Origin of the sequence: Anabaena cylindrica UHCC 0172, from assembly GCF_034931625.1 — a bacterium.
Taxonomy (GTDB): Bacteria; Cyanobacteriota; Cyanobacteriia; order Cyanobacteriales; family Nostocaceae; genus Anabaena; species Anabaena cylindrica_A.
Map to the genome: position 1 here is coordinate 1 of NZ_JAYGGY010000131.1, position 16,027 is coordinate 16,027.

The 16,027-nt window shown below is 38.2% G+C and carries 12 protein-coding genes and 1 other RNA gene; 4 read left to right on the plus strand and 9 right to left on the minus strand.

Translation table 11 applies throughout. The features are described from left to right. Positions 1-84: 84 nt before the first annotated feature. From VB713_RS27015 to VB713_RS27045, 7 genes are all read right to left on the minus strand, one after another. The gene (locus tag VB713_RS27015) at positions 85-438 is read right to left on the minus strand and encodes a phage holin family protein (RefSeq protein ID WP_323314572.1); all 354 of its coding nucleotides are present in this window, start codon (positions 436-438) and stop codon (positions 85-87) included. A gap of 99 nt (positions 439-537) precedes the next feature. After that, positions 538-1,365, minus strand: coding sequence for a peptidoglycan-binding domain-containing protein (locus VB713_RS27020; RefSeq protein ID WP_323314581.1), 828 nt, complete (start codon positions 1,363-1,365; stop codon positions 538-540). A 75-nt stretch (positions 1,366-1,440) separates the two neighbouring features. Further along, positions 1,441-2,712, minus strand: a complete 1,272-nt coding sequence (locus VB713_RS27025; protein ID WP_323314573.1) for a pitrilysin family protein — start codon at positions 2,710-2,712, stop codon at positions 1,441-1,443. 79 nt (positions 2,713-2,791) lie between these two features. Then, the gene (locus tag VB713_RS27030; RefSeq protein ID WP_323314582.1) at positions 2,792-4,033 is read right to left on the minus strand and encodes a pitrilysin family protein; all 1,242 of its coding nucleotides are present in this window, start codon (positions 4,031-4,033) and stop codon (positions 2,792-2,794) included. Positions 4,034-4,522: 489 nt separating this feature from the next. Next, a non-coding RNA gene (gene ssrS, locus VB713_RS27035) (6S RNA) lies at positions 4,523-4,706 on the minus strand. 62 nt (positions 4,707-4,768) lie between these two features. After that, positions 4,769-5,902, minus strand: a complete 1,134-nt coding sequence (locus tag VB713_RS27040; protein WP_323314574.1) for a 5-(carboxyamino)imidazole ribonucleotide synthase — start codon at positions 5,900-5,902, stop codon at positions 4,769-4,771. Next, positions 5,902-6,390 (minus strand): pentapeptide repeat-containing protein, encoded by a 489-nt coding sequence (locus VB713_RS27045; RefSeq protein ID WP_323314575.1) that lies wholly within the window; start codon positions 6,388-6,390, stop codon positions 5,902-5,904. The genes VB713_RS27040 and VB713_RS27045 overlap by 1 nt, the downstream gene beginning before the upstream one ends. A 736-nt stretch (positions 6,391-7,126) precedes the next feature. Here VB713_RS27045 and VB713_RS27050 point away from each other — a divergent pair. Beyond that, on the plus strand, positions 7,127-7,450 hold the full coding sequence (locus tag VB713_RS27050; RefSeq protein WP_323314583.1) for a hypothetical protein: 324 nt from the start codon (positions 7,127-7,129) through the stop codon (positions 7,448-7,450). Positions 7,451-7,759: 309 nt separating this feature from the next. Here VB713_RS27050 and VB713_RS27055 read toward each other — a convergent pair whose 3' ends face one another. Continuing rightward, on the minus strand, positions 7,760-9,664 hold the full coding sequence (locus tag VB713_RS27055; protein ID WP_323314576.1) for a GTPase family protein: 1,905 nt from the start codon (positions 9,662-9,664) through the stop codon (positions 7,760-7,762). A gap of 116 nt (positions 9,665-9,780) precedes the next feature. Here VB713_RS27055 and VB713_RS27060 point away from each other — a divergent pair, with 116 nt between their 5' ends. Together VB713_RS27060 and VB713_RS27065 are read left to right on the plus strand one after the other, a co-directional pair. Beyond that, complete coding sequence (locus VB713_RS27060; protein WP_323314577.1) at positions 9,781-10,959, plus strand: hypothetical protein; 1,179 nt, start codon at positions 9,781-9,783, stop codon at positions 10,957-10,959. Beyond that, positions 10,956-14,087, plus strand: coding sequence for an NB-ARC domain-containing protein (locus tag VB713_RS27065; protein WP_323314578.1), 3,132 nt, complete (start codon positions 10,956-10,958; stop codon positions 14,085-14,087). Before VB713_RS27060 ends, VB713_RS27065 begins: the two co-directional genes overlap by 4 nt. A 224-nt stretch (positions 14,088-14,311) precedes the next feature. On the opposite strand, the gene VB713_RS27070 is transcribed toward VB713_RS27065, so the two are convergent. Beyond that, positions 14,312-15,808 (minus strand): HlyD family efflux transporter periplasmic adaptor subunit, encoded by a 1,497-nt coding sequence (locus VB713_RS27070; protein WP_323314579.1) that lies wholly within the window; start codon positions 15,806-15,808, stop codon positions 14,312-14,314. Between VB713_RS27070 and VB713_RS27075 the strand changes: the two genes are divergently transcribed. Then, a partial coding sequence (locus VB713_RS27075) for a hypothetical protein (protein WP_323314580.1) occupies positions 15,807-16,027 on the plus strand: 221 nt, incomplete at its 3' end. The genes VB713_RS27070 and VB713_RS27075 overlap by 2 nt on opposite strands.

Sequence of the window (16,027 nt, forward strand, 5' to 3'; positions counted from 1 at the left end):
GGGTTTCACTATCGTTCAACCCAACCTACAAAAATTCTTAACCGAGCAGTATTGAGTAGGGATTCTTGTCTCTACATCCACAATTCAATCAACTGCTCTCAGAAAATAGCTAATGAGACTAGAAACAATGGAAAGCACGATAGAACCGAGAAAAGCAGGTACAAAACCCTGAATCTCGAAACCGGAACCTGGAGTGATAGCGCTTGCCAGCCAAAGAGTTAAAGCGTTGATGACAAATGTAAATAAACCAAATGTAATTAAGGTAATGGGAAATGCTAACAAACCTAAAATTGGGCGGATAATGGCATTCACTAAACCGATGACAATAGCGGCCAGCAGGGCAGCGACAAAAGTTTTGATAATGAATCCAGGCACAATTCTAGCGGTAACTAATAATGCGATCGCAGTACCAAGCCAAGTGAATAAAAAGTTTTTCATATCAATGTTCAGTAGTTGGGGAGAATAAATTATCTAGTTAGGGGAGGTGATGGAGCGATTTCATTTGTGTTTAAATGACATTTTCGATTCAGTCTCAGTTTATCGGGGCAATCGTCGCACACAAGCTTCCCAAGTAGCGCCACCAGCTATCCCATCTGGTTGTAAACCATAGCGGGTTTGAGCGGCTTTGACTGCTGCTTCGGTTGTGACACCAAAGTCTCCATCTATACGACCTTTCAAAAATCCCAGGTTTTGGAGTAGTTTTTGCAACTTTACCACTTCTGAACCACTGTTACCTAAACGCAAAATCGGCCATCCTTCTGCGGTGTATTGAATGTTAGGATTTTGTTGTTTGATTGGAGTTGCTTGAAAGGCTGTATTGGGATTATTTCGGGCAATTGTAGTTGGTTTTGGCGGCGTTGGTTTGGGTATAGATGTGTTGCTAACTTTGGGGATTCTATAGGCTTGGGTAGGAACTGTAAAACTATTGACTGAGGTAGGTTGGGTAGGGGCTAAGGGGATATTGGCAGCAACGGTGGATACATTAGGAAAAAGTTTTTGCCAGGTGATAGTATCGACAATTCCATCTGGATTTAAGCCAGCTGCTTGTTTAAACTGGGAAACAGCGCTGGCTGTCCCTGCTTGATAAATGCCATCTATTGCACCTGTGTAAAAGCCTAAAAGTTTGAGTGCTGCTTGGAGTTCAGAGACTCGTTCACCTTGGCTACCAAGTTTGAGGGTGGGACGGTTAATAGTGTTTGTGCTTAATTGGGCAATTTTTACTGGTACTGCGATTCCTAAGTTGCTCTTGGCGATCGCTCTCATGGCAGAGGAACCAATCAGTATAGGTATTGCGGTACACAAAAACAAGTAATACCAATTATTTGGTTTCGAGTAGTTAGGGCTTGCTATCTGACTGCCGTTCATAAAATTTACTTGCAATATTCTGTTGTTGATTTTACAGCTATGCGATCGCACAGTGAAGATATTTCCCATAGCCCGCTAAGTCACTGATTTAATTGCCTCTTCTTGACCGACTAAAGACAAATATGGTTCCTGTAAATACTGTTTAGCCGCTGTCATCGCTAACTTAGCCGTGACTTTGTTAATCATTTCGGCAAATTCTTGATCAAATCCTATTCCTAAGCCGAGAATTTCGTACCAGCCATATATTTGAGCAATTTGTCCGTTGGTTTGCTTACCCAATGCATACTGACCGAGTATTTTATTTTTAGCTGTTTGTAGTGCATCTGCGGATAGTTCAGTGGTGCAGAGTAGTTCTACTTCTTGGCGTAGTCCTTGGAGGGCAACACCAGTATTTTCGGGTGCAGTCCCCATATAAACGATAAATGAGGCTGGAAATAGGCGTGTGGAGTATATGGCAGAGACTTCGTAGGCTAAACCCCGCTTTTCCCGTAATTCCACAAACAAGCGGCTAGAAAGACCATTTCCCAGGTAGGTAGACAGTAATTTGAGGGCAGCATATCCTGGAGCGCTCACTGATGGCCCCATATAACCTAACATGACGATTGATTGCTGTGTATTTAAGGGTTTGAGGCAAGATTTTGGTGTGACAGAAATTCCTGGTAAGTCCAGTATGTGGCGTGGTTGGGACGGGGGGAGCCAATCACCAAAGACTGCTGTGACTAACTCTAGTGCTACTGAGGGTGTAATGCGTCCAGCAATACTAATTACCACATTATCTGGACGAAAGTGAGTTTGGTGAAACTGTACCAAGTCTGAGCGGGTGAGACTATTCAGAGTTGTTTCATGTCCTAGAACTGACATGGAGTATGGATGCTCTTGGTACATTGCTTGCCGTATTTGCTCAAAAGCGAGGCTAAAAGGTTGTTCTTTTTGAGAGCGAATATCTTGTAATGCTAACCGGCGTTCTAGTTCGACTTGGGCTTCGGGAAATGTGGGCGATCGCAATAACAACCCCGACAATGCTAAAATTTCTGCAAAATCCGCACTCACCGTTTTTAACGATAGTAAGAAATAATCCGTACCCGCATCTGTACTTAAACTTGCCCCTACAGACTCAACTTTTTCGGCAATTTCTAAACTAGATAAACCATCACACCCCTTAGTCATCACTGCTGATAACAAATGTGCTAACCCAGATTGCTCTCTGCTTTCGTAACAACTACCAGCACGCACAAAAATCCGTCCGGCAATAATATCCGCAGCTTGATTTTCTGCTACTAAAACAACAATGCCATTAGGTAATACGGTGCGATGGATAGAGGAGTTAGAATTATTTATAGTTTGCATTATTTAGTCAAAAGGTTGATGGTTAATGGTCATTAATCAAAAGTCACAAACTTTTAGCTCATGACTAAGTGATTAATGACTAATAGGGTTTAATAACAGTAACCGCGTAATTCTGTAGTGAAAGGTACTGTCGTGCTAGTTGTTGTAGTTCTTGAGCATCAAAGGATTGAATTGTCTGGGGATAAGTAACAGCTAATTCAGCTTTGGCAATGGTATTGTAATAACCATAGAGTGAAGAAAGCTGATTAGGCGCTTCTGTAGAAAAAGCATATTCATTACACAATGATCTACAGATGCGGTTAACTTCTTGTTCACTAATACCTATAGTTTGCAAGTCATACAAATGATTACAAATTAAAGACTCCACGCGCTCCAAATATTCTGGATCTAACCAAGCAGTAATTGTCAATAAACTTGATTCCCGTTGCAGAGAAAAATTACTGCAAATTGCCTGTACCAATTGCTTTTCTTCCCGTAAATCATGAACTAAGCGAGAAGTTCTTCCTTCTGCTAGTAACACCGAAAGAAATTCTAAACCATGATTTGTACGGAGTTGTTCTACCCCAGGTGCTATCCAAGCCATCATTAACCTAGCTTGCTCTAGCCTTGGTAAAATCAACTCTTGACGGCGAATTCCTGTAATTATTGGTTGTATTATTTCCTGAGATGGAGGACAATTAGAGCCACCACTAAAATCTGAAAAGTTGCGATTTACAAGTTCCCAAGCTGGTTCTTGAGCAATTCCCCCTACAATTACCACCGTCATATTTTCCGGTTGGTAGTGAGAACGATGAAAACAGCGCATTGCTTCTGGTGAATGCTGCATCAGTTCTTGCTCAGTACCTAACACAGAACGTCCATAGGGATGGTGTGGATAGACGTTTTTGAGCAGCGATTCAAATCCTATCCAATCAGGGTCATCAGCGCAAGAGCGAATTTCCTCTAGAACTACATCCCGTTCTCGAACAAATTCATCGTCGGGAATGGACGCATTTAGTAGAAGTTCACTTAAGTGGGGTAAGGTGTCGGCTAAGTAAGAGGTAGCTGTGGTCAAAGAGTAATGGGCATAATCATGACTTGTCGCGGCCTTACTCACACCACCCATTTTTTCGATGTTATAATCAAACTCCCCAGGGGGTAAGGTGGCTGTACCTTTAAAAATCATGTGTTCTAAAAAGTGAGCCATTCCGAACCAAGGTTCAGGCTCCAAAGTGGCTCCAGCACGAACCCAAACATCAGACACAACTACAGGGGTAGTAGGAATTTCCTGATGAATAAAAGTCAAACCATTGTCTAGGTGAAGAACCGAAGCTGGAAACACTGTTTTAGTTAGGTATTTTGTCAATTTTTTGTAGCTTCAACCACAATTTCGCCCAATTTCGCTATCTTAACTCTGAATTTTACTCCAATTAGAATCAAATTATACAGATTTTTGGACTCAATAAAATAAATAAATTGATAAATTGTAGGATTTACACACTGTACAAATTTAGCGTGATATGTATTAAAGCCTGTTAATTTTTGCCAAATTATTGAGTCTGACACACCATACAAGACCATAAGACAACGCATACACCATTTTTAGTGGATTCTGTCAATGCGTAAGTCCTCAATGGATAAATAGACTGTTTTCAGTAGTGCTGAGTCCTGAGTTGGTGATTTAAAATTGACTTGCTTTTCTAAAAATAGTTAAAATATTTACAGGCTTTCACCGTAATTTTTCTAGAAATCCCATCATCAAGTCTAGCGCATACAAGGTTTTTAAATAATTAAAACCCCCAAGTTACAACAACCTGGGAGCTAAAATTTTGAGTTCACCGCAACGCCGTCTTGCCTAAGTTTATGACCTGGTTAAACCAGGGGGGAACGGCTGTTTCTCGTTTAAAGTTTCCGGGTACAAGCCCGGTATACTGCCACAAGAACTCTTTTGCTCCCTTTTCTTTAAAGACATAGATCAAAAAACTTGGGGGCAGTCACCAACGTCGTAGTGCAACTAGTTCATTATAACTTTCAAAATCAGTTTGTGTGTTGAATATGCAAAAGTTGGAGAAAATTTTTATTGGGGATACCAGATAGATTCTATGGTATTGATGATAGCCTTGATGGCATCTGGGTTTTGCTGTTCTAACAAAACGGTGATATGTCCCAGTTTACGTCCTGGACGAGATGCTGTTTTCCCGTACCAGTGCAGGTAAGCTTGGGGAATATCTGCTAGTTTTTGGCGTTGGTTTTGATAATCGCTATGTGAACTTTCATACCCTAGCAGGTTAACCATAATGGCACTAGCACAATGTAAATTTGGATGAACCAAAGGTAAACCACAAACGGCTCTCAGGTGTTGTTCAAATTGGGAAATTTTACAAGCATCTAAGGAAAAATGCCCAGAGTTATGGGTACGGGGGGCAATTTCATTTACTAGTATTTTGCCATTAGCGGTGATAAATAGCTCGATACCAAATATGCCTACAGCTTGGAGGTTATTTAATAGTGTATGCGCGATCGCTTGAATTTCTTCCTCTTGTTGGGGTGTAATATCCGCTGGTGCAATTACCCGACGACAAACCTGTTCTTCTTGTTGGGTTTCTACAACTGGATATGTGACAATTTCCCCATTCACAGAACGCGCCGCAATTATAGCTAATTCTCTGGTAAAGGGAACAAATTCTTCTACTAAAAACCGTGTATTATTTTGATTTACTACTGTTGACAAAGCAGCTAAATCATGAATAATAAAAGTCCCTTGTCCATCATAACCATGTCGTCTAGCTTTGAGAACAATGGGAAAACTCAAATATTCTTTTTTAGATTGAATATCTTCAGGCTTTTCTAAAGCAAAAAACTGAGGAACAGGTAAACCTAAATCCCGTAAATAGCAACGTTGATCATATTTATCTAATAGCGGCGATAAAGCTGCTAATCTGGGACGGAAACAAACACCTTGTTTCTCTAAAAAAGACAAAGCATTTAAATTCACAAACTCATTTTCAAAGGTGATCACATCACACTTTGCAGCTAAAATTTCCGTAGCTGCTGCATCATCAACTGCCGCAAAAACAGTTTCTTGAGCAATAGATACAGCGGGATCATCTTGACTAGGAGTTTGTATTACTAATTCTACTCCTAGTTTCTTTGCTGCATCTCCCATCATCCAGGCAAGTTGTCCGCCACCAATTATACCAACACGTTGCATCAGCATCCTAGAGAATCACGAGTTTCAACACCAGTTTGGGAATTTACACCACTGGCTTTTTGACATAGCTCTTTTATTTGCGCTTTATCCAAAATTGCATCAGTGAAATCTGCACCTGCAATATTAACATCAGTAAAAATGGAACGCAGTAAAAGAGCTTCTAATAAAATAGCATCACTTAAATCAGCCCCGGTTAATTTTACCTGATCAACCATTGCATTCGTTAAATCTGCTCCATGTAAATTTGCTTTAGTCATCACTGAAGCACTGAAAACTGCTCCCCGTAAGTCAGCACCTGTAAAATTAGTCAGTTCTAAATTAGCGTTAGAAAACTCCGCAGCTTGCAAACTTTGTCTCGAAAAATCGTGTCTTCCTAATTCTGCATTGCTAAATGATAAGGGGTGAGTCCAGTCTACTGCTAGTGCTGGAGATGCCACACACCAGATTATAATTCCTAAAAGTAATGCTAATCCTTGCCGTAAATACATATTTAATAACCAAAAAAAGTGTTTAATTTATTTCAGCTTATCGCATTCTGTTGGCGTGGGTTGCTGCTTTTGTTGAAAGATTTGTCATAAATTGCTCAAACTTTCAGCTAAATATCAGCGAAATTCTAACTTTAGACTGATGTCAATCTAGGGTTTAATTTTTCATTATGGCAATAATTAAAATAATGCAAATACAGCTAAAAACTGTTGAAAATCGGTATTTTTGAGATCAGCAGAGTGAAACCAGGATGAAATATAATTCCCCTATTACCCTTTCCCGTAAGGATTCAGGATACAGAATATTTGATATAGAAGGGAACAGAAGAGAAAAACATTCTTCTTCCTTCTTCCTTCTTTCTCCTGACTCCTACAAGTAGGGTTTTAGTAATACTAAATCTCCACATCAATATAATAGTTAAGTTATATGTTAAGTTATATATTTATTGGTTTTAGAATTACTTAAGAATTTAGCAGTGACTCACTAATTTATTTACATTCATTTACATGGTAAAGTTTATTATCGTTTGCTGGAAACCGTCGGTTGATGCTGTTATTGTTCTAATTAAGGGAAGCAATCTGTGAGCATGATTTATATATATGCCTCAAGTGCTGAACTCAATTTTACGATTATGGAATTAGCGTTAATCTTATAAGCATTTGTTAGCTTGTCAGGAATCGTCGATAAATCTATATTCACTAACTAATCAAATTGAACCCTGGAAGTATTACCCCTATGATGAATAATCATTACTCTATTCAATGGATTGAAGCATGGTGTATGGAAAATGGCTGGACAGATTTATTTATCGAACGTCGAGATAATTTTTGGGCGTTTCCTCCTGGAGGAGTAATGCCAGAACCTATTCCAGTTCATGTTTTGAGAGTTATTAAAGAAGAGAATGGACTCACAAATCAGGAAATGTTATGGTCGATGTCCGCTGTGGTCATTAGCATTTTAGCTATTATTTATACATTTGTTTTAAGATGTCCTATGCCGTTAGTTTTTGCTTTTGCATTTAATGCGGTGACGGTGGCACAACTTGAGTTAGAAGATGACTAATATTATGAATTTTAGTATTAGTTAAAACTACTCTCTCTGAATACAGATGAGGGTGGTTTTTTATATGTAGACTTTATTAAGATTAAATAAGGCAGAGCCTTAAATAAGGCATTCCCATACAGAGTATGGGAACAAGACATCTTCATTCTAAACAAATTTATTTATATCCCTTTTTTCCTTTTCCCTATTTCCTCTCCGTAACTACTGAAGATATACTGCAAACGGTTTAAAAGTGTCATTCTGAACGCTGCACTACGTTACGTATGGCTAACGCCACGCTACGCGAACAGTATGACATAAGTCCAGATTTCACCCGTTGGCAGTATAATAATCAAATCGTTCTCGTAGTTGTTCAATTGTTAAATTCTGAGTCCAATACTCTATTAAAGCATGACCAAATGCCCAGGCGTTACGATCTGGGGTGGTAGAATTTTCTAATAACAATGGCCATAGGGATAGTAAATCAAAGTTACGTGATTTGGAATTATCTGTATTTAACAGAGGAAATAGTTCATAAGCCATTTGTAATTTACCAATCACTATGGGTAATTGTTCGACGGGAATTTGTTCTGCGAGGAGATAGGCAAGGGTAGGAGTACCTGTTGATAGAGTGGAAATAAATTGTAAAACAGGACTTTTCAGAAGTGTGGTTAGTCCTTGAGTTGTAGCCATTTGAAAGGTATAATGGTCGATGATTTTCGCTGCTGCTAGGATGCGGGTTTCTAGGTTACGCAAAAAGCGGGTAAGACGTAATTGTTTTGCGGGAGAGATGGCTTCTACTAATCCCCAAGATAACTCTTCTATCCCCCAAGCGGTGCGATCGCTTTTTATATCATTGGTAACGATTGGTAAAACTAAATTAGAGGAATTCCCTAATAGTTGTTTTCGATATTCCGTGGCTTCTCGAATGGAGATTTCTTTTGGCTTTTTTCCGGTTTCCCAATTGTATGGGGGTTGCCATTCTCGGATAGGACGCAAACGATCTACTTGGGTAACAATGGTAATGATGGGTAAATCTGCGACTTCGGCTTTTATCTCTTCTAAAAAGTCTACATCCATCTGTAAGGCGGGATCAAGTGCGGGGGTGATTAATAATAGTAAGTCGGCATTACTGGCATAATCAAGAACTACATCCCGCAAATCATCGCGTTTTACTTGTTCATAACCGGGAGTATCCAAGAGGTTGAGGGTTTCACCGCTTGAGGTTTCCCAGTGGTAATTCTGAATTTTATCGGTACTGGGTAATACATCAACTGCTGCAAGTTCAGCTTGAAAGAGTGTATTAATTAAACTGCTTTTACCTGCACCTGTGCGTCCTACGAGGAGAATATTAACGGGTTTTTGGGCGACTATTTCTGGGGGTTCTGCTTGGGTGAGGATGTCGCGCAGGGTTTGGGTTTTGTCTGGGGATAGAGTGGGGGTGGATAATTCAATTGTAGTCCCGGCGTAGAGTGCGATCGCTTGTTTGCATAAATTTCGCAAAGCTGCTTCTCGTAATAATTGGCTCAAATTTATCAGCAGTTCTTGAGAAGCACGGTTACTTGTACCTTGACTGGCAAGTTTTGCGACTGCTGCAACTGGATTTAATGCCCACTGCGCCCAATTCCAAGCTTGCCAGAATTTACGGGCTGATGGTTCTAACCTGCGGTAGATTTGGTATGCTTGGTAAGCCTGTCCGACGGTAACTTGATTGAGAACAGGGGATAATTTTTGCATCCATTGATCCATATCATCTACGGTGCCGCGAATCAAACCGTATACTTGGGGAATGTAGATGTTTAATAGGGGATATTTTACTTCAGGATTGTAAATGTGTGCGATCGCTACTACTAAATCTTGACACCTTTGCCAAAAGCTTTGCCAGTCTTCCCAAATCAGAGAATCATTTTGTGCTGCGGTGAGAATTTTTTGTAATTCTGCTTCTGCTTGTTGGGTGTTGTCTCTTGTTGTTGACACATTTAGATTATTATTAGTGGTATCAGATGCCAATTCTTCCCGCATCTCTGCAAAAACAGCTTCAATCTGATTAACAGCCGGTTTAGTCCAGCGTACTAGCAACCAACGCCAACCGACAAACACAATAGTAAATACACCCCAAATCCAACTTAATCCCCAAATGTGAATTTGCATTCCTGCGGCTATGAGTAGGAATGAGATAATCAACGCAATTGGTAAAACTATAATGATCCATTGCCAGATTTTTAAGCGTACCATTGTTTAATACCTGCCTTGGTTAGAGTTATTAGAGACTACTAAATACAAAAATATCTACAAATAAATTTTTAGATTTGATATCAGGGTAATTTCTCGTGGAGAGTGTGAATTTACTAATGACAACCGTAATATTTATTCATGGCACAGGGGTAAGAGAGACAGAATATAACAAAACATTGAAGTTAATTGAGCAAAAGCTACTTAGCCAACGTGCTGATTTAACAGTGCTGCCGTGTTTATGGGGTGAAACTTTGGGGATAAAGTTAAATGCTCAAGGTGCATCTATTCCCCTGTATGATGCAACACTAGCGTTAGGTGACGAAGAAGAAGACGCAGAAATTATCCTTTGGCAACAATTGTACCGTGATCCTTTGTATGAATTGCGGGTGTTGTCATTCAAGCCAGTGGAAGGGAGTATCAACCCTTTTGGGGAACAGCCGAGCGATCGCATACAATCAGTTTTAACAAGCTACAATCCCACACCAGAACTAAAAGCACAATTAGCAACAGCGGGTATTAGTGAGGAATTTGCAGAAGCTTTAGCAAAAGTTACTCACAGTGAACCCTACAACACAGCCTTACTCACAGCAGCAGATTCCCTGTATGATTTGTGTTTAGCGATATCAAGGGCGATAATTGCTCAGGCAATGTTTGACAGTCAGGAAGCAGACAACTATCCGCTAATACTCACTGATGCAGATTTGCGAGATAAGTTAGTTGAAAGCCTAAATCTGACTTTGACAGAACCAGAATTAGGGTTAGGGAACTGGACATTACAAAAAATTGCCCAACTTGCACAACCATTTGGTACTAATTGGGTAAAACGCCGACGTGGTGCAATTACCAATTCAGTATCGCCTATGCCTGGGGATATTTTGCTATATCAAGCCAGGGGTGAAAAAATTCGCGCTTTTATTCAGGAAACAATAGCCAACGCTGAACCACCAGTAGTTTTACTCTGTCATAGTTTAGGCGGTATTGCTTGTGTTGACTTGCTGGTGAAAGAACAACTACCCGCAGTGGAATTATTAGTTACAGTTGGTTCTCAAGCGCCGTTTTTATATGAAATTAACGCTTTACCCAGTTTAGAATTTGGTCAACCTTTACCCGCACATTTCCCACAGTGGTTGAATATCTATGATTTACGGGATTTTCTCAGTTATATTGGTGCTAATGTTTTCCCGAATCAAGTGCAAGATGTGCAGGTAGATAATAAACAACCATTTCCCCAAGCACATGGTGCATATTGGACAAACAACGCAACTTGGAAAGCGATAATTTCTAGACTACCATGATCAATTTTACCGCTAAACCAGAGCGGACTTATGCTTTAGTTGTTGGCATAGAGAAATATCAAGAAAAAGCTTGGAATGTCACAGCCCCAGCAACGGACGCGCTGAAATTTGCTCATTGGCTAATTCACAGAGAAGTACCAAAAGCAAATATTCGCTTGTGTTTGTCTTATTTAGAAGCACATCAGGATTTATTTTCGCAAGCAGATTTAGAGATAGAAGCAGCAACAGAAGCAAATATTTTTTCTATCATCACAGATTTTTTATCACAAAAACCTGGAGATTTGCTTTATATATTTTGGGCTGGGCATGGTTTAATTACTTCAGAAAGAGAACGGCGGTTATTGTGTGCTGATAGTAGTAAAAAGAATTGGCAGAATATTGATTTAAATTCTTTATTGCTATTTTTAAATTCCCATACTTTTGCAATTCGCCATCATGTTGTTATTATTGATGCTTGTGCCAATTATGTTTTAGAATCTGAGGGAAGACCAACAAATTTAGGTGGGAGAACTTTTTCTAGTGGCAGACCAAGAACAGAAAGTCAACAATTTATATTACTAGCTACCAAGGAAGGAGAAAAAGCTAAATCGGGGTATTGTTCCCAAGCTGTGAGAGAAGCTTTAGAACAAGAACCGCCAGATATTTGGCCTCCAAATATGTTGAACGTTGTAAATCATATTAAACAAAAATTTGCAAATTTAGATAAACAACAATTACCAACATATTATTTTTATCAAACTTGGGATGGTGATAAACATAGTGAAAATCCGTTCACAAAGTCAATTACTCCCCAAAATATTCCCCGCAGTAGTGTAATTAAATTTGTTGGTAGAGAAGCAGCACTAACAGACTTGCACCAGAAATTACAACAAAGAGAACGAGTTGCAATTACCGCTATTGCTGGTATGGGTGGTGTAGGTAAAACAGAATTAGCCTTGCAATATGCCTCACATTATTGGGAACAAGGGACATATCCTGGTGGCGTTTGTTGGTTACGAGCAAGAGATGAGAATATCGGTGAACAAATTGTTAATTTTGCTCAAAACAATTTAGGTTTAAAGATTCCTGAACATATTAAAGGTTTAGATAATCAAGTAAGTTGGTGTTGGCAAAATTGGCACGAGGGGAATGTTTTAATTGTACTAGATGATGTTAATAACTATGGACATATTAAATCTTATCTTCCTTCAGTAAATCCTCATTTTCGAGTGTTGATAACTACACAATTACAATTATTACAGTCTAATCAAAGGATAGAGTTAAAAGTATTAGAACTAGATACAGCCATTATTTTATTAGAGTCATTTATTACTAAAGAAAGAATACAAAATGAATACAGTATTGCTAAAAAAATCTGTCAATTTTTAGGTTGCTTACCATTAGGCTTGGAGTTAGTAGGACGCTACCTGGAACGTAAACCATATTTATCCCTGGCAGAAATGTTAGAACGTTTAGAAGCAAAAGGTCTGAAGCAACAAGCATTACAAAAATCAGAAAATTTAACTTCAGATATGAGGTATGAATTGGGAGTCGCGGCTGCTTTTGATTTGAGTTGGCAAGAATTAAATTCTACAGCCAAGGAGTTAAGTTTATTTTTGTGTATATTTGATTTAGTACCTATTTCTTGGCAGTTGATAGAGCAGTGTTTTCCTGAGCAAGATCCAGAAAATTTAGAAGAAGCTAGAGATGAATTTCTAGTATATCTACATTTACTGCAACGTGAAGGAAAAGAAACTTATAAACTCCATGAATTAATTAGAGAGTTTTTTCAAAGTAAATTAGTTGAATTAACACAGACTAATTTAATGGAAGCAGTAGCTTTAAAAATTGGGTATATTGCAACTAAAAATACTATCTGTATTACCGAAATTTTACAAAAAGGATTATTAAATTGGAACTTTCCTCCAACTTCACCATTATCAGCATTAGAATGGGGAAAGCAAGTTTATATAGCCAGTCAATCTTGGTGTAATGGACTAGATAAATTAGCTAAATTATTAATGCCTCTTACAGTAGATGGTAATTTACCAGTTTTAGGTATTGCTTTGGTTGAAAAAAATAGCATAAGTTTCAGAGATGATCTCATTAATAAGTTACCTGATTTTGATGCTATTATATTTGAACAAATATTAATAGATCATCCAAATCTATTTTGCCTTGTAACAGGTTGGTATTTTGGAAATGATATTCAAGAGAACATTGTTGAATTACCTTCAGAAGCTATCAAAATGTCTGATTCTAATTATACTGTTAGTTATTTAGATGTAAATGCACTTTTTGAATTAGGTTGGAATCATTTTAAATCATCATTTATCAAACCTAATGTATCTACAGCTTGGCAGTATACTTTTAATGATATTATTGAGAAATTATCAAAATTGTTACAAGAACGTTCGCTTCCTGTTTCATCAGGATATCTTTCTCTTGAAGCTGCTTGGTACGCGGCTATTTATTTAACTCGTAAACATCTAATAAACTCCTGCTCAAGTAAATATTATGAGCCAATTGCTTTAGACGAGATTGAAAACTGTCTATCTAAAGTTAATCAAAACCAATTTTCATCAATGAGGCAACACTGTTTAAACCAGTTAAGAATTGAGATAGAAGCTTGTAGTGATAAAGGTCAAACTCATTTAAGTTTTTCTCCTTATGTTCAAATTTATAAAATTAGCTCTAATATTTCTCATGAAAATTTGTTAAATTATACAGCATATATTTTTCAGCAATCAATTGAAAGTTATGAGCAATTAGTTAATTCTTTATTTATCAAACTTGTTCCAAAATTAAAGTTAGCATCAATTTTACCTGCTCGACTTGTTGGTTATATTGTTCCACCTAAAAATTATGCTGATTCAATTAGTATGAGTTGGCATTGGGAATCCTTATCTAAAAATCAAAAAAGTTATGTAGATTTTAAATTAATTGAAAACGAAAGTTCTCTACCTTTTTCATTTCCCCAAACTGCTCTATTTCCTCAAAGATTCAAACGAACTCCATTTACTCGATTTACATGGCTAGGGACTAACCCTGTAACTGAACGAGTATATCAATGGCTGTGGGAAGATTTAAAAAAAATAGGATGGGTTAAAGGCGATCGCTTAAACAATGCAGGGTTTCCTTACTGGTGATGAAGTGATTAAACGTATCAGGTACATTTACAATAGCCCAATATGATAATTTTTTTCCATTACTTTAGGCAAAAGGAAATTTTCTGGTAATGATAAATATGTAGTGAAATTAGAACGAAATATCAAAGCTTACAGACTCTAAAATCACTACTTGTATACCATTACCGTTTACCAGTAACTTATTACCTGACAAAACTAGGTAACTAAAATCATATATACTCTAATTACCTCACAGAAAAAGCTTCACTAAACCTGCGGGTAATTGGTTCAACAATAAACGTCAAAACTGATTTTTTACGAGTGACAATTTCTGCATTTGCAGTCATGCCGGGCGTAAATTCCACATCTTGTCCCCGGAAATTGATTGAGTGTTTACTCAACTTAATTTGAGTCGGAAAAATTAATCCTAAATCCTTATCAACAACCGCATTGGGACTAATTTGCATAACTTCACCATCAACAACTCCAAATTCTTGAAAAGGAAAAGTTGCTAATTTGACTTTTGCTGTCATTCCCTGACGAATAAAACCAATATCACGATTGAGGACTTTCACCTCTAATAGCATTTCTTCTCCTTCTGGAACAATTGAAAGCAATTCTTCACCAGATTGTACAGGTCCTTTCGTAGCTTTAATTTTATAAATTGTCCCTGCTACAGGTGCTTTAATAGTTTCTCCATCTTTTTGCTTTCTCGCTTGTTCTAATTGACCGGCAACATTGGTTAATTCTTCTTTGCGTTTATTGATCTGGGTTAAAATTTCACTTTGTCTTTCTGAAGATAAACGTAAAACTTGATTAAGTGCCGATTGATACGCTTGTTCAACCTGTTTAATTTCTTGACTTTGAGCAGCAATATCTTGTTCTAACGATGAAACTTTATCTTTTGCTTCTGTTAATCTGTTTTTGGCGTTAGTTACTTCATCTGCACTTCTAATAATTTCTGTATTGGCACGATTTAATCTTTCCTGCGCTTCTAAATAATCAACTCTGGGAACTGCACCAGGGTTTAATAAAATGCGGAGATTTTTTTCTCTTTGTTGAGCGATACTTAAATTATTTTCAACTTTAACACGGATATTTTCAGCATTAACTATATTAGTTTGAGCATTAATAACACTGGTTTTAGCGCTGGCTAAATTTTCTTGTAACCGAGTCAACCGGACTTTTGCTTGATTGATAATCGAACGTTGGCGTTGTGCTTCTGCTTCTGCGGCTGCTTGTTTAGCTTTGTAATCGGATAAACGCGAGTTCAACAATTCATCTTGTAGTTTTGTTCCCGCAGTTTTTCCTCCAGTCCGTTCTGCTTGTAAACGCTGTAAGTCTTCCTCAATTAATTTACTAGCTTTAGCCAAGCGATTCACATCTGTTTGTTGTAAATTGGGGTCACGTTCAATTAAAATTTGATCTTTGGTAACGCGATCGCCTTCTTTCACCTTTACGGCTAAAATAGAACCATTACCCAAAGATGTCACAGGTCTGATTTGAGTAGATGCAATTAACTCTCCTGGTGCTGTAGCTACTTCATCAATTTCGGAAAAATGCGCCCAGGAAATTGCCCCAAATATAACGATGCTAATTGTTCCGGCTAATAATCTTGTATAAAGTGGTGGTAATTCTTGTACAGCTTTACCCAATTCATAAGATAATTGTTCTTCTGGTTGAGCAAATCGCTGTTTTGTCTGACGTGCTTGAGCAGCATTTGCAGCAAGGGAATATTTCATGGTTTTGGTAATGGGGACTGGGGACTGGGGACTGGGGACTGGGGACTGGGGATTGGGGACTGGGGACTGGGGACTGGGGACTGGGGACTGGGGACTGGGGACTGGAGACTGGGGACTGGGGACTGGGGACTGGAGACTGGGAAAGATGAGGAAATATTTATTTTTCACCAATTACCAATTACCAATTACCAATTACCAATTACCAATTACCAATTACCA

Excerpts from the sequence above, each read along its gene's own strand:
- VB713_RS27015 (WP_323314572.1), bottom strand. The coding sequence starts at position 438 with ATGAAAAACTTTTTATTCACTTGGCTTGGTACTGCGATCGCATTATTA.
- VB713_RS27020 (WP_323314581.1), bottom strand. The coding sequence starts at position 1,365 with ATGAACGGCAGTCAGATAGCAAGCCCTAACTACTCGAAACCAAATAAT.
- VB713_RS27025 (WP_323314573.1), bottom strand. The coding sequence starts at position 2,712 with ATGCAAACTATAAATAATTCTAACTCCTCTATCCATCGCACCGTATTA.
- VB713_RS27040 (WP_323314574.1), bottom strand. The coding sequence starts at position 5,902 with ATGCAACGTGTTGGTATAATTGGTGGCGGACAACTTGCCTGGATGATG.
- VB713_RS27045 (WP_323314575.1), bottom strand. The coding sequence starts at position 6,390 with ATGTATTTACGGCAAGGATTAGCATTACTTTTAGGAATTATAATCTGG.
- VB713_RS27050 (WP_323314583.1), top strand. The coding sequence starts at position 7,127 with ATGAATAATCATTACTCTATTCAATGGATTGAAGCATGGTGTATGGAA.
- VB713_RS27055 (WP_323314576.1), bottom strand. The coding sequence starts at position 9,664 with ATGGTACGCTTAAAAATCTGGCAATGGATCATTATAGTTTTACCAATT.
- VB713_RS27060 (WP_323314577.1), top strand. The coding sequence starts at position 9,781 with ATGACAACCGTAATATTTATTCATGGCACAGGGGTAAGAGAGACAGAA.
- VB713_RS27065 (WP_323314578.1), top strand. The coding sequence starts at position 10,956 with ATGATCAATTTTACCGCTAAACCAGAGCGGACTTATGCTTTAGTTGTT.
- VB713_RS27070 (WP_323314579.1), bottom strand. The coding sequence starts at position 15,808 with ATGAAATATTCCCTTGCTGCAAATGCTGCTCAAGCACGTCAGACAAAA.